We start from the raw sequence: 12,737 nt of genomic DNA, 5'->3' as shown, positions 1-12,737 counted from the left end.
CGCCCCGCCTTCCGGTAGCTCAGGCCAGCTCGGCCTTGAGCGCGTCGACCAGGTCGGTCTTTTCCCAGGTGAAGAGGTCACCCTCTGCCTTGCGGCCGAAGTGGCCATAGGCGGCGGTCGGCAGGTAGATCGCCTTGTTCATGCCCAGGTGGGTGCGGATGCCCTTGGGGGTCAGGCGCACCAGCTTGGGCAGAACCGCCTCGATCTTCGATTCCTCGACGGTGCCGGTGCCGTGCGTGTCGACATAGAGCGACAGCGGCTCGGCGACGCCGATCGCATAGGACAGCTGGATCGTGCAGCGCTTGGCGAGGCCTGCCGCGACGATGTTCTTGGCGAGGTAGCGGCTGATATAGGCCGCCGAACGGTCCACCTTGGTCGGATCCTTGCCCGAGAACGCGCCGCCGCCATGCGGGGCCGCACCGCCATAGGTGTCGACGATGATCTTGCGGCCGGTGAGCCCTGCGTCACCATCGGGGCCGCCGATCTCGAACAGGCCGGTCGGGTTCACGTAGATCTGCGACTGGTCGGCCGGCATCCAGCCCTGCGGCAGGACGTCCTCGAATACCGTCATCGCATAGTCGCGCAGCTGCTTCTGGCCGGCATCGCTGGACAGCGCCTTGCTGTGCTGGGTCGACACGACGAGCGCGGTCGCGCCAGTCGGGCGGCCGTTCTCATACTTGAGCGTCACCTGGCTCTTGGCGTCCGGCTCCAGAAAGTCGACGACATTGGCGTGGCGATCCTGCGCCAGCTTCTCCAGGATGCGGTGCGAGTAATAGAGCGTCGCCGGCATCAGATCGGGCGTCTCGTCGCAGGCGAAGCCGAACATGATGCCCTGGTCGCCGGCACCCTCGTCCTTGTTGCCGCTCTCGTCGACGCCCTGCGCGATGTGCGCGGACTGGCCGTGGAGGTGGCAGGCGAACTCGGCGGTCTGCCAGTGGAAGCCGTGCTGTTCGTAGCCGATCTTCTTCACCGTATCCCGCGCGACCTTCTCGATCTCGTCGAGGGTCGGGAACACGTCCTGGCTGCAGCGCACCTCGCCGGCCAGCACGATCCGCTGAGTCGTGACCATGGTCTCGCAGGCGACGCGGGCGACGGGGTCGCGCGACAGGAACAGGTCGACGACGGCGTCGGAGATCTGGTCCGCGACCTTGTCGGGATGGCCTTCGGAGACGGATTCGGAGGTGAAGAGATAGTTGGAACGCATGGATTTCCCTTTTCTATGGGAAAGCGCGGCCGTTGCCATGCCGATATAAAGCTTTCCTTATATACCGCGCCCTAGCGGTTGCGCCGACGGATGGCAACGGCCGCGAGGGCAAGGAAAAGGGCCACTATCGCGGCGATGCCGTTGCCGAAGCGGGCGAACAGCGTCGGCGGATGGGCAGCCGGCAACGGCAGCTCGATCGCGCCGGCGCGACCCTGCGGGATCGTCGCCAGCAGCCGCCCGTCGGCGTCGATGATCGCCGAGATGCCGGTCGGCGTGGAGCGCAGGATGGGCAGCCCCTCCTCGATCGCACGCATGCGCGCCTGCGCCAAGTGCTGGGGCGGCCCCCAGGCACCGAACCAGGCATCGTTGGACGGGTTGAACAGCAGCCGCGGGCGATGGGCGCGGTCCACCACCTGGCCGGAAAAGATGATCTCGTAGCAAATCTGCATGCCGACGGAGCCGAAGCCCGGCACGGGCACGGAGCGCGGTCCGGGACCCGGCGCAAAGTCGATGTCGCCCATTACCAGGCGGGAGAGGCCGAGCGGCTGGAGAAGGGGCCGCATCGGGAGATATTCGCCATAGGGAACCAGATGCGCCTTGTCGTAGCGGCCGCCGAGGCGACCGTCCGGCAGCACCGAGAACACCGAGTTGCCTGCCGAGGCGACCTGGCCGCGCGGATCGAAGAACAGCGCGGTGCCGCCAACCAGCGCGGCGTCGCGGGGCCCGAGCAGGCGGGCGATCTGCGCGCGGACGAGCGCCGGATTGGCGTCGTACCAATAAGGCGGATACCCATCCTCGACATAATAGTTGAGCGTCCCCTCCGGCCAGACGACCAGCCGCGGGGCGGGCCCGGGGCGTCCGCTCAGCCGCAGCAAGCGATCGAACACCTCGGCGGCATAGCCGTCGTCGGCGACATGCTCCTGCCCGATGTTAGGCTGGACCACGCGCACGCGCGGTGCATCGTCCGGAAGGGGCGGATCGGCGGCATGCAGCAGCGGCCACCCGACCGTGAGCGCAAGTCCCGCAACGGCGACCCCGGCCGGAAACTGCCAGCGGCGGTGCCATGCCAGCAGCAGTGCGCCGGCTGCCATCACCGTCAACCCGGACAAGGCATAGGTCCCTACCCAGGCAGCCAGATGCGCAAGGCCCGGCACCGGCAGCCAGATGACACCGATCGGATTCCAGGCATAGCCGGTGAACATCACCGCGCGCAGCCACTCGGTCGCGATCCAGGCGGCGCCCGCGATCAGCGCGAACCCGACGTCCGGCCGTGCCTCCCGGTGTCCCAGCCGCCAGACGAGGCCGCCGGCGAGCATCGGATACACCGCGAGATAGAGCGCAAGCCCGACGACCGCGAAATAGCCGAGGGCCGGCGGCATCCGATCCTGATAGTCGAAAGCGTGCTGGATCCAGTTGTTGCCGATGGTGAAATGCGCCACGCCGAACAGCCAGGAACGCCACAGCGCGGATTTCAGGCTGGGCGCGGCATGGACGCAGTGCAGCCACAGCGCAAAAGCGGCGAGCGTCAGCGGCCACCATTCGAGGGGCGCGAAGCCGAGCGCGGAGACGGCACCGGCGAGGAGGACGAGCAGGGCAGGGGGGAAACGCACGGCGCGGATATCGTTCGCTTTGCCGGTGCGGGCAAGCAGTTCGCGCGTGTACGCCCGCGCTCGATCCGCTAGGCTCGCGCCATGGACGAGCTTCGCCCCTTCCACCTCGCCTTTCCGGTCCACGATCTGGCGGCGGCACGCACCTTCTATCGGGACGTGCTGGGCTGCGGCGAGGGGCGCAGCAGCGACCACTGGATCGACTTCGATCTTGGCGGGCACCAGATCGTCGCGCACCTCGACCCCGATGCCCGGCCGCAGGCGACCAGCAATGCGGTCGACGGTCATCAGGTGCCGGTACCGCACTTCGGCGTCGTGCTGCGCATGGCCGACTGGGAGGCACTCGCCGCCCGGGTGGAGGCGGCCGGTATCGAGTTCGGCATCGCGCCGCACGTCCGCTTCAAGGGGCAGCCGGGCGAGCAGGCAACGATGTTCTTCCGCGACCCGTCCGGAAACGCTTTGGAGTTCAAGGCGTTCGCCCATGATTCAATGCTGTTCGCAAGTTAAAGGATTTACGCGTGGCTGAACCCGTTACCGTCGACATTCCCCACAAGCTCGGCCGGGAGGGGGCGCGTACCCGCATCGAGGCGGGGATCGGCAAGCTCGCCGGCATGTTCCCGGGCGGCACGGTGACGGAACAGCATTGGGAGGGTGACGCCCTTTCCTTCACGGTGCAGGCGATGGGGCAGCGCGTGGCAAGCCGGCTCGAGCTGTTCGAGGATCGGGTCCGCGCCGAACTCGACCTGCCGCCTTTCCTGCGCCTGTTCGCCGACAAGATCCGCGCCAAGCTTCAGAAGGACGGGCCCGTCCTGCTCAAGTAGCGATCGGGCGCCGCACGGAACCGCCACGGGCTCGTTTCGGTTGAACAAGGGTTAGGAGAAGCTCATGAAGGCACCGCTTTTCGTGCTGGCTGCGGCATCGGCGCTGGCAGGCTGTTCGGACCGGGATTCGACCGAGAACCAGGTCGCGCTCCCGGTCGGGACCCAGATCGCCGACAACGGCGTGGTCGAGGCGCCGCCGACCGGCAGTGCCCCGACGATCCCGACCGCGAGCGGCCCCGGGACCGCCTTTGGCATGACCAAGGAGCAGCTGGAGGATGCGGACCTGCTCGGTGCCGGCAATGCCAAGCTCGGCGAGGTGGACCGGGTGACCACCGACGCGCAGGGCAGCGTCAACGGCCTGGTGGTGGAGATCGAATCCCAGCCGGACGATCGCGAGGTGTTGTTGCCTCTCAAGGGAATCGAGCCGGTCGCGGTGGGCGACCAGTGGCATCTGCGCGCCCCTGCGCTGACGCGCGAGCAGCTGTTGACCCTGCCCGAGGTGAAGCGCGCCGGCCGCTAGGCTGCCGGCACGGCAACACGGTCTGCGGGGTTCAGCGCCCCGCGGCCGCGCTCACCCGCCAGATCACGTTCCCGACGTCATCGGCGACGAGCAATCCGCCGCTGCGATCGGTGATCACCCCCACGGGACGGCCGCGCGCCTTGCCGTCCTGGTCCAGGAAGCCGGTCAGGACATCGACGGGCTTGGCGCCCTTCACCGGGAAGCCGTTGGCCGCGAACGGTACGAACACGACCTTGTAGCCCGATGGCGGTACGCGGTTCCAGGACCCGTGCTGGCCGATGAACGCGCCGCTTGCGAAGCGCGACCCCAGCTTCGCATCGCCGGCGAAGGCGAGGCCGAGCGAGGCAGTATGGGCGCCCAGCGCATAGTCCGGCCGCGCCGTGTATTCGCGCAGGTCGGGCCGCTGCGGCTGGACGCGGTCGTCGACATAGCCGCCCCAGTAATGCCAGGGCCAGCCGTAGAAGCCGCCGAACTCCACCCGCGTCATATAGTCGGGCGGCATGTCCGAGCCGATCATGTCGCGCTCGTTGACGACGGTCCACAGCGCCCGGCTGTTGGGCTCGAACGCCATGCCGTTCGGGTTCCGCAGCCCGCTGGCATAGATGCGGAACTTCTTCACCAGCGGGTCGACCTCCAGGATCGCTGCGCGGTTCTTCTCGATCTCCAGCCCGTCCTCGGCGATGTTGGAGGCCGAGCCGACCGTCACGAACAGCGTCTTGCCTTCAGGGTTCGCCACGACGTTGCGCGTCCAGTGGTTGCCGCCGCCCGGCAGGTCCACGACCTTCTCCGCCTTCGCGGTGATGCGCGTCTGCCCCACGCGGAACGGGAAGCGCACCAGCGCATCGGTATTGGCGACGTAGAGCCAGTCGCCCATCACCGCCATCCCGAAGGGGGAGTTGAGCCCGGTCAGCAGCGCCGAGCGCTGTTCGGCAACGCCGTCGCCGTCCACGTCGCGCAGCAGCGTGATCCGGTTGGCGGAAGGCACGCCTGCGCCCGCCCGGCCCATGAACAGCTTCATCACCCAGCCCTTGAGCCCGCCGCCCTCGCGCGGGGGCGAGTTGCTCTCCGCCACCAGCACATCGCCGTTCGCCAGGCGATAGAGCCAGCGCGGATGGTCGAGCCCGCGTGCGAACGGCTGGACGCGCAGCCCCTGCGCCGGGGTCGGCATTGTGTCGCCGGTCCAGCCGATCGGCTTGGCGATGCGGACGGTGGGGATGGTCTGCTCGCGTGCGCGGCTCAAGCGCGGCTGGGCACCCGTCACCGCGTCCTCGGGCAGCTCCGCGCGATCGGGGCTGAACAGCCACCACCCCAGCGCGAGCAGCAGGACAAGGAGAATGGCGGCAAGGCGGAGCAGGTGTTTGCGCATGGCCGGAGGATTAGGGGCTGCGGACCTGCACGCAACATGAAAAGCGCCGCCGCTGACGGATGGGAGAGTTCCGTCGGCGGCGGCGCCTCACGCTGTCGCACGGGATCGGTGCGACAGCGCAGGCGGGGCGGCAGGAATGGGGGGAGAGCCGCCCCGCGATCCGGTATGAGTTAGCGCGGTCCCGCGTCGGACAGGGCCATGCGATCCATGTCCTTCTGGGTTTCGCGGTCCTCCTCCGACTTGCTCATCGTGGCGAGGCGCTCGCGCACCCGCTCGGCGAGGTTCGCATCGACGGCCTCGAAATGGCCCATCTGGCGATCGATGATGAACTGCGGGATGCCGTGCATCGCCTCGGCGATGTTGCTGGCGGTCCGCACCTTTTGGTCCTCGTCGAACAGGTTCCACAGGTCACGCGGCTGGCGGAAGTCGTCATTGCCCTCGCTGTGGTCCCAATGCCAGGCGGTGCCCTCCACCTTCAGCGGCGGCTCCTTGTAGCGCGGGTCCTCGACCGGGCCGCCGAACGAGTTGGGTTCGTAATAGGCGTCCGGATAGTCCTGGTTCACGTCCTCCATGAACCGCAGCAGCCCGTCCTTGTGATAGGTGTGGACCGGGCAGTGCGGCCGGTTGACCGGCAGCGCCTCGTAATGCGTACCCAGGCGATGACGATGGGCGTCGGCATAGGAGAAGATGCGCGCCTGCAGCATCTTGTCCGGCGAGAAGCTGATCCCGCGCACGACGTTGGACGGGCTGAACGCCGCCTGCTCGATCTGCGCGAAGTAGTTGTCCGGGTTCCGGTTCAGCTCGACCTCGCCGACCTCGACCAGCGGATAGTCGCCGTGCGGCCAGACCTTGGTCAGATCGAACGGGTTGTACCAGTGCTTGCCCACGTCTTCCTCGGGCATGATCTGGACGAACATCTTCCACTTCGGGAACTCGCCGCGGTGGATCGTGCCGTAGATCTCCTCCTGAAAGCTCTCGCGGCTCTTGGCGATCACCTCGGCCGCCTCGGCATTGGTGTAGAACTTGTGGCCCTGCTGGGTCTTGAAGTGGAACTTCACCCAATAGCGCTCACCCGCGTCGTTCCAGAAGGAATAGGTGTGGCTGCCATAGCCGTTCATGTACTGCGGGCCCTGCGGCAGGCCGCGGTCCGACATCAGGATCAGTAGCTGATGCATCGACTGGGGCTCGAGGCTCCAGAAGTCCCACATCGCGGTCGGCGAACGCATGTTGGTGCGCGGGTGGCGCTTCTGCGTGCGGATGAAGTCCGGGAATTTGCGCGGATCGCGCACGAAGAACACCGGCGTGTTGTTGCCGACGAGGTCCCAGTTGCCCTCCTCGGTGTAGAATTTGAAGCTGAAGCCGCGCACGTCGCGTTCGGCATCGGCTGCACCCTGCTCGCCGGCAACGGTCGAGAAGCGCAGCAGCATCTCGGTCTGCTTGCCGACTTCGGAAAAGATCTTGGCGTTGGTGTACTTGCTGATGTCGTGGGTGACGGTGAAGGTGCCGAACGCGCCCCAGCCCTTGGCGTGCACCACCCGCTCGGGGATGCGCTCGCGGTTCTGGTGGGTCAGCTTTTCGATCAGCTGATAATCCTGCAGCAGCAACGGGCCGAACCGGCCCACGGTGAGAGAATGCTGGTTGTCGCCGACCGGGGCACCCGCGGAGGTGGTGAGCGTCGGTCGCTTCTTTTCGGCATCTGCCATGGCATGTCTCCTGATCGTCCGGGCACGTTGGTGCCGCAGCCGAGGGAATGACTCAAACGCATAGAAGTGCCCAGCGTGATCGAAAACATCGATGCTAGTGGGAATAGCCGCGGCAGACGGAGTTTTGCGCGGGTGTAATCGGGTCGGCACCCCGGCGAGGCCAGGGTGCCGGGTCCGCCTGCCAGCCAGCAGGCGGCGGAGCTATTCCTCGACCGCCGCTTCGGCAACCGGGGGGTGGAGGCGCAGGCGCGTGACCCGTCGATCATCGCCGTCGATGATCTCCAGCGTCCAGCCGCTGGAGTGCAACAGTCGTTCGCCGGGCTTGGGAACGTGACCCGCGAGCACGAAGGCGAGACCGCCCAGCGTCTCGACGTCCTCCTCCACCTCGCCCAGCCGCGGGTCGATCAGCTCGGCTGCATCCTCCAGCTCGGCGCGGGCGTCCGCGTCCCAGCCGCCGCCGTCGATCGGCACCAGCAGCGCTGCCGGCGCCTCGTCGTGCTCGTCCTCGATCTCGCCGACGATCTCCTCGATCAAATCCTCGATCGTGATGAGCCCGTCGGTGCCCGAATATTCGTCCAGCACCACCGCCAGATGGGTGCGGCTGGCGCGCATCTGCGCGAGCAGGTCGAGCGTCCCCATCGACTGGGGGACGTAGAGCGGCTGGCGCATCAGGTCGGTGATGCTTGCAGGCGGCGCGCCTTCGCGCGCCAGGATCGCGAACACGTCCTTCACATGGATCATGCCGATCACATGGTCGAGCCGCTCGCGATAGACGGGGAGCCGGCTGTGCCCGGCCTCTGCGAAGATCTGGACCAGTTCGGAAAAGGGCGTCGACTCTTCCACCGCGACGATGTCCGCGCGCGGCACGCCCATGTCGCCTGCGTCGCGCTCGCCGAAGTGGAGGATGTTGCGGACCATCTGCCGCTCGATCGGGGAAAGGTCGCCGGCGACCGGCCGGGCCTCTTCCTCCTCATGCTCCGTGATGACTTCCTCGATCCGCCCGCGAAGCGTCTCGTTGTGTTCCTCGCCGAACAGCAGGGCGCGGATGCCCCGCCATACGCCGCCCTCTCCGGCGGCCTGGCTACTGTCGCCCCCCGGGGCGGCGCTACTGGAACCTTCTGGCATGGAAGTCTCGTCAATCCTCGCGAACGTGATAGGGATCATGCAGGCCGAGCTGGCGCAGCGTGAGGCGCTCGATATCCTCCATCGCCTCCGCCTCGGCGTCGTCCTGATGGTCGTAGCCTAGCAGGTGCAGGCAACCATGGACAATCAAGTGGGTTGCGTGATCCGCGACCGAAATCCCGCGCTCCTCCGCCTCCGCCACGCACACGCCATGCGCGAGCACGATGTCGCCCAGCAGCACTTCGCCGTCGTCGGAGTTCTGCGTGACGGTGTCGAGCAGGTCCGGCTGGATCATCGGGAAGGACAGCACGTTGGTCGGCTTGTCCTTGCCGCGATACTGGCGGTTGAGGCCGTGCACCTCCTCGTCCGAGGTGAGGCGGATCGCCACCTCGATCACCGCCGGATCGGTGGACCAGCCCGCGTAAGGCGTGCGCGCGAACGCCGCTTCCGCGGCGCGGGTGGCCAACGCCTCCCAGTCCACATCGGCGGGCCAGTCGCCCTCTGGTAGAACCGCGATATCAAGCATGCATCGTCTTCCGGTTGTCGGCAGCAGCGACGGGTAGCCGGGCGGTGCCGCCGGTCAAGCGTCCTTCCCTTCGTATGCCTCGACGATGCGTCCGACGATCGGGTGGCGGACCACGTCGGCAGCGCCAAAGCGGGCAAAGGCGATCCCCTCCACCGCCTCCAGCCGTGCGGTCGCGTCGGCGAGGCCGGAGGCGGAAACGCCCCCGGGCAGATCGGTCTGGTTCGGGTCGCCGCACACCACCATCCGGCTGTTCTGGCCGAAGCGGGTCAGGAACATCTTCATCTGGGCGGGCGTGGTGTTCTGCGCCTCGTCCAGGATCACGAAGGCATCGGCGAGGGTGCGGCCGCGCATGAACGCGATGGGCGCGATCTCGATCTCGCCGCTCGCGATCCGCCGCTCGACCTGCTCGGCGGGCAGGCAGTCGTGCAGCGCGTCGTACAGCGGACGCAGATAGGGATCGACCTTCTCCTTCATGTCGCCGGGCAGGAAGCCCAGCTTCTCGCCGGCCTCCACCGCCGGACGCGACAGGATGAGGCGCTGGACCGAACCGGTGATCAGCTGCGCAACCGCCTGGGCGACCGCGAGATAGGTCTTGCCGGTACCCGCCGGCCCGAGCGCGAAGATGATGTCGTGGCCGACGAGCTGGCGCATGTAGGAGGCCTGCGCCGCGGTGCGTGGCACGATCGTCTTCTTGCGCGTCCGGATCATGATCGACGACGCTGCGCCACCCCCGTCTGCACGCACGATCCCGTCGAGCGTGGGCTGGTCGGCCATCGCGATCACCGCGTCGATCAGGCCGGTGTCCACGTCCTCGCCGCGCAGGATGCGGTGGTGCAGCTCCTGAAGCACCTCTCGCGCGCGGGCGACCGAATCGGCCGATCCCTCGATCCCCACGCGATCGCCGCGCGCGGTGATATAGACGCCCAGCCGCTCTTCGAGCGCGAGCAGGTTGCTGTCGAACTCGCCGAACAGGCGGGGCAACAACTGGGGCTTGTCGAAGCTGACCTCGACCCGGCTGCGATCGCCGGAGCGGGCGGGAACGGGCTTGCGACTCATGCGATCCTTTCGTGGCGGATGCGGCAGGGGGCGGACATTACCCCCGGAACAGACATGCGAGCGTCAGCCGCCACGAACGTGCGCGGCCAGTGGTTGGTTGCGCCGAAGCGGAGCGGGCGAAGAATGCCGGGCTGCATGCCGGGGGAATGTGGCAGAGGTGGGCATCCACGGACAGGGGGAATATGGGAAGCATGATCCCCGGCGCCAAGCTTTGCCGTGCGAAAGCCTAGGGGGCAGACGCGCAGACCGCTCAGGCGGCTTGCGCGACCCGCTCCGCCCCCGACAGCGACACCGGGCCGGCGGCCACCAGATCGACCTCCACCAGGTCCCCGATCCGTGCCTCCGTGAGGAGATGGACCGACTGGAGCCAGGGCGACTTGCCGAGCATCTGGCCCGGCAGCTTGCCCCGGCGCTCGATCAGCACCTGGGTGGCACGCCCGACTGCCGCCGCGTTGAACGCTTGCTGGTCGCGCAGCAGCGCCGCCTGCAACTGCTGCAGCCGGTCGTCCATGACCTCGGCGGGTACCGGGCCCGCATAGTCTGCCGCGGGGGTGCCGGGCCGCGGGCTGTATTTGAAGCTGAACGCCTGCGCATAGCCGACCGCATCGACCAGCCTCAGCGTGTCGGCGAATTCTGCGTCGGTTTCACCCGGGAAGCCCACGATGAAATCACCCGACAGCGCGATGTCGGGGCGCACCGCACGCACCCGATCGAGCAGCCGCAGATAGCTGTCGCGCGTGTGGCTGCGGTTCATCGCCTTTAGCACGCGGTCGCTGCCCGACTGCACCGGCAGGTGGAGATAGGGCATCAGCTTCTCGACATCGCCGTGCGCGTCGATCAGCCCCTGGGTCATGTCGTTGGGGTGGCTGGTCGTGTAGCGGATCCGTGCGAGGCCGGGCAGCCGGTCGAGCGCGCGGATGAGGCCGTCCAGGCCCTGCATCCGGCCGGTGTCGTCCTCGCCGCTCCAGGCATTCACGTTCTGCCCGAGCAGCGTGATCTCCCGCGCGCCTGCATCCACCAGCGCGCGTGCCTCGTCCAGCAGGGCGCCCCAGGGGCGGCTGACTTCGGCACCGCGGGTGTAGGGCACGACGCAGTAGGTGCAGAACTTGTCGCAACCCTCCTGCACGGTCAGGAAGGCCGTCGGTCCCGAGCGCCGACGGGGAGCGAGCGCGCCGAACTTGGATTCAGGCGGCATGTCCGTGTCGATCGCCAGTCGGCCGCCGGCTGCCTCGGCAACCAGCGACGGCAGGTTGTGATAGGCCTGCGGGCCTACCACCACGTCGACCTTCGCCCGGCGCGCGATTTCGGCGCCCTCGGCCTGCGCGACGCAGCCCGCGACCGCGATCATCGGGCGGGATCCGTCCTCACGGCGCAGCCGGCCGATGTCCGAATAGACCTTCTCGGTCGCCCGCTCGCGAATGTGGCAGGTGTTGAGCACGACCAGGTCGGCGGCCGCCGCGTCCGTCGTCGCGGTCATGCCCTGCGCGGCCATCAACTCGGCCATGCGCTCGCCGTCATAGACGTTCATCTGGCAGCCGAAGGATTTGACGTGAAAGCTTTTTGGAGGCGTGCTCATGGGGGCGGGCCTATACGCCGCTTTGGCCTTCGCTGCCAGCTTGCCCCGCCTCCATCCGCCGCCGCGCCTCGGCCGCGACCCCCTTGCGGCCGAGCCCCGCGGGATCGAAGGGTTCGAGGAAGCGGATCGTGAGCGGAATGGTGCCGGCGCGCGAGACCAGCCGCACGGCGTTGTGGATGCCGGATTCGCCGCCGATCCAGCCCACTTCGGGGGTCGCGATTCCATAGTCGAGGACGACCGGCTGGACGCGAAGCCCGGGCGGGGCAGGGTCGACGACCGCCAGCAGCGACGCCTTGAAGGGCAGCATCGCCGTGCCGTCCCCGGTGGTGCCCTCGGGGAAGATGGTGACGGGGCGACCGCCGAGGGCACGGCGGAGGGAGGCCACCTGTGCGGCGACTCCCAGGCGGTCGCCCCGCTCCACGAACAGCGTATCGTTGAGGCGGCACAGCCAGCCGACGAGTGGCGCCGACTGGAGCTCGCCCTTGGCGACAAAGGTGCTGCCGGACGCGCCGGCGATGGCGAGGATGTCGAGCCAGCTCTGGTGGTTCGCGAGCAGCAGGACGTTCTGTTTCAGCGGACGCCCGAGGACGCGTACGCGCGCCCCCGCAAGCCAGGCGACGGCGCCGAGGAAACGGGGCGGCCAAGGGGAGGGGCGGCGGAACAGCCGCCACAGTCCATGCAGCGCCAGCGCGCCGAGCAGGCAGCCGAGGATTGCCGCCAGGCGCCCGGCGAAGCGGACGTGCCCGGCCAGGCCGGGCACCGGATCAGCCCTTGCGGTCGAGGCTGACGCCATAGAGCTCCATGCGGTGATCGACGAGGCGGAAGCCCAGCCGTTCGGCGATCTGCTTCTGGAGGAGCTCGAGTTCCGGATCGACGAATTCGATGACTTTGCCGGTCTCGACGTCGATCAGGTGATCATGGTGGGATTCGGGGGAGGGCTCATAGCGAGCGCGTCCGTCGCCGAAGTCGTGGCGGTCGAGAATCCCCGCCTCTTCGAACAGCCGTACCGTGCGATAGACGGTGGCGATCGAGATGCCGGGGTCGATGGCAGAGGCCCGCTCATAGACCTTCTCGACGTCCGGATGGTCTTCCGCTTCCGACAGCACGCGCGCGATCACGCGGCGCTGCTCGGTGATGCGCAGCCCCTTTTCCTGACACAGCGCCTCGAGGTCGATCCTGCGCGGCATTCCTTCTCCGTTTTTCAGTGCAGCCCGACATTTAGCGGATGGTGGCCGC

The 12,737-nt window shown here is 68.0% G+C and carries 13 protein-coding genes; 3 read left to right on the top strand and 10 right to left on the bottom strand.

All coding sequences use genetic code 11. The features are described 5' to 3' along the window. Positions 1-19 precede the first annotated feature (19 nt). Positions 20-1,204 carry a methionine adenosyltransferase gene (gene metK / locus EDF69_RS00825; protein WP_132883316.1) on the bottom strand — a complete coding sequence of 395 codons (1,185 nt, stop codon included), beginning with the start codon at positions 1,202-1,204 and terminating at the stop codon, positions 20-22. A 71-nt stretch (positions 1,205-1,275) separates the two neighbouring features. Next, positions 1,276-2,814: an apolipoprotein N-acyltransferase gene (gene lnt / locus EDF69_RS00820; protein ID WP_132883315.1), complete on the bottom strand. Its 1,539-nt coding sequence runs from the start codon at positions 2,812-2,814 to the stop codon at positions 1,276-1,278. 81 nt (positions 2,815-2,895) lie between these two features. On the opposite strand from lnt, the gene EDF69_RS00815 reads away from it, so the two are divergent. The 3 genes from EDF69_RS00815 (at position 2,896) to EDF69_RS00805 (ending at position 4,152) form a co-directional block, all read left to right on the top strand. Further along, positions 2,896-3,318: a VOC family protein gene (locus tag EDF69_RS00815; protein ID WP_132883314.1), complete on the top strand. Its 423-nt coding sequence runs from the start codon at positions 2,896-2,898 to the stop codon at positions 3,316-3,318. 11 nt (positions 3,319-3,329) lie between these two features. After that, a complete protein-coding gene (locus EDF69_RS00810; RefSeq protein ID WP_132883313.1) occupies positions 3,330-3,632 on the top strand; it encodes a polyhydroxyalkanoic acid system family protein in 303 nt (100 codons plus the stop codon). 64 nt (positions 3,633-3,696) lie between these two features. After that, positions 3,697-4,152 carry a hypothetical protein gene (locus EDF69_RS00805; RefSeq protein WP_132883312.1) on the top strand — a complete coding sequence of 152 codons (456 nt, stop codon included), beginning with the start codon at positions 3,697-3,699 and terminating at the stop codon, positions 4,150-4,152. A gap of 31 nt (positions 4,153-4,183) precedes the next feature. Here the strand turns inward: EDF69_RS00805 and EDF69_RS00800 are convergent, their stop codons facing one another. From EDF69_RS00800 to EDF69_RS00765, 8 genes are all read right to left on the bottom strand, one after another. Then, positions 4,184-5,518, bottom strand: a complete 1,335-nt coding sequence (locus tag EDF69_RS00800) for a PQQ-dependent sugar dehydrogenase (protein ID WP_132883311.1) — start codon at positions 5,516-5,518, stop codon at positions 4,184-4,186. Positions 5,519-5,688: 170 nt separating this feature from the next. Beyond that, positions 5,689-7,221, bottom strand: a complete 1,533-nt coding sequence (locus tag EDF69_RS00795; RefSeq protein WP_132883310.1) for a catalase — start codon at positions 7,219-7,221, stop codon at positions 5,689-5,691. A 201-nt stretch (positions 7,222-7,422) separates the two neighbouring features. Then, positions 7,423-8,346 carry a hemolysin family protein gene (locus EDF69_RS00790; protein WP_132883309.1) on the bottom strand — a complete coding sequence of 308 codons (924 nt, stop codon included), beginning with the start codon at positions 8,344-8,346 and terminating at the stop codon, positions 7,423-7,425. Positions 8,347-8,356: 10 nt separating this feature from the next. Continuing rightward, complete coding sequence (gene ybeY, locus EDF69_RS00785) at positions 8,357-8,869, bottom strand: rRNA maturation RNase YbeY (protein ID WP_132883308.1); 513 nt, start codon at positions 8,867-8,869, stop codon at positions 8,357-8,359. Positions 8,870-8,923: 54 nt separating this feature from the next. Beyond that, a complete protein-coding gene (locus EDF69_RS00780; RefSeq protein WP_132883307.1) occupies positions 8,924-9,925 on the bottom strand; it encodes a PhoH family protein in 1,002 nt (333 codons plus the stop codon). Between the two features lie 250 nt (positions 9,926-10,175). Further along, positions 10,176-11,501, bottom strand: a complete 1,326-nt coding sequence (miaB, locus tag EDF69_RS00775; protein WP_132883306.1) for a tRNA (N6-isopentenyl adenosine(37)-C2)-methylthiotransferase MiaB — start codon at positions 11,499-11,501, stop codon at positions 10,176-10,178. Positions 11,502-11,511: 10 nt separating this feature from the next. After that, positions 11,512-12,261: a lysophospholipid acyltransferase family protein gene (locus EDF69_RS00770; RefSeq protein ID WP_339537487.1), complete on the bottom strand. Its 750-nt coding sequence runs from the start codon at positions 12,259-12,261 to the stop codon at positions 11,512-11,514. A 4-nt stretch (positions 12,262-12,265) separates the two neighbouring features. After that, positions 12,266-12,688, bottom strand: a complete 423-nt coding sequence (locus EDF69_RS00765; RefSeq protein WP_125959300.1) for a Fur family transcriptional regulator — start codon at positions 12,686-12,688, stop codon at positions 12,266-12,268. Positions 12,689-12,737 lie beyond the last annotated feature (49 nt).

The sequence above is a fragment of the Sphingomonas sp. JUb134 genome (assembly GCF_004341505.2).
Taxonomy (GTDB): domain Bacteria; phylum Pseudomonadota; class Alphaproteobacteria; order Sphingomonadales; family Sphingomonadaceae; genus Sphingomonas.
The sequence above is the reverse complement of the archived record's forward strand: the minus strand, read 5'-3'. Positions and strand labels throughout refer to the sequence as shown.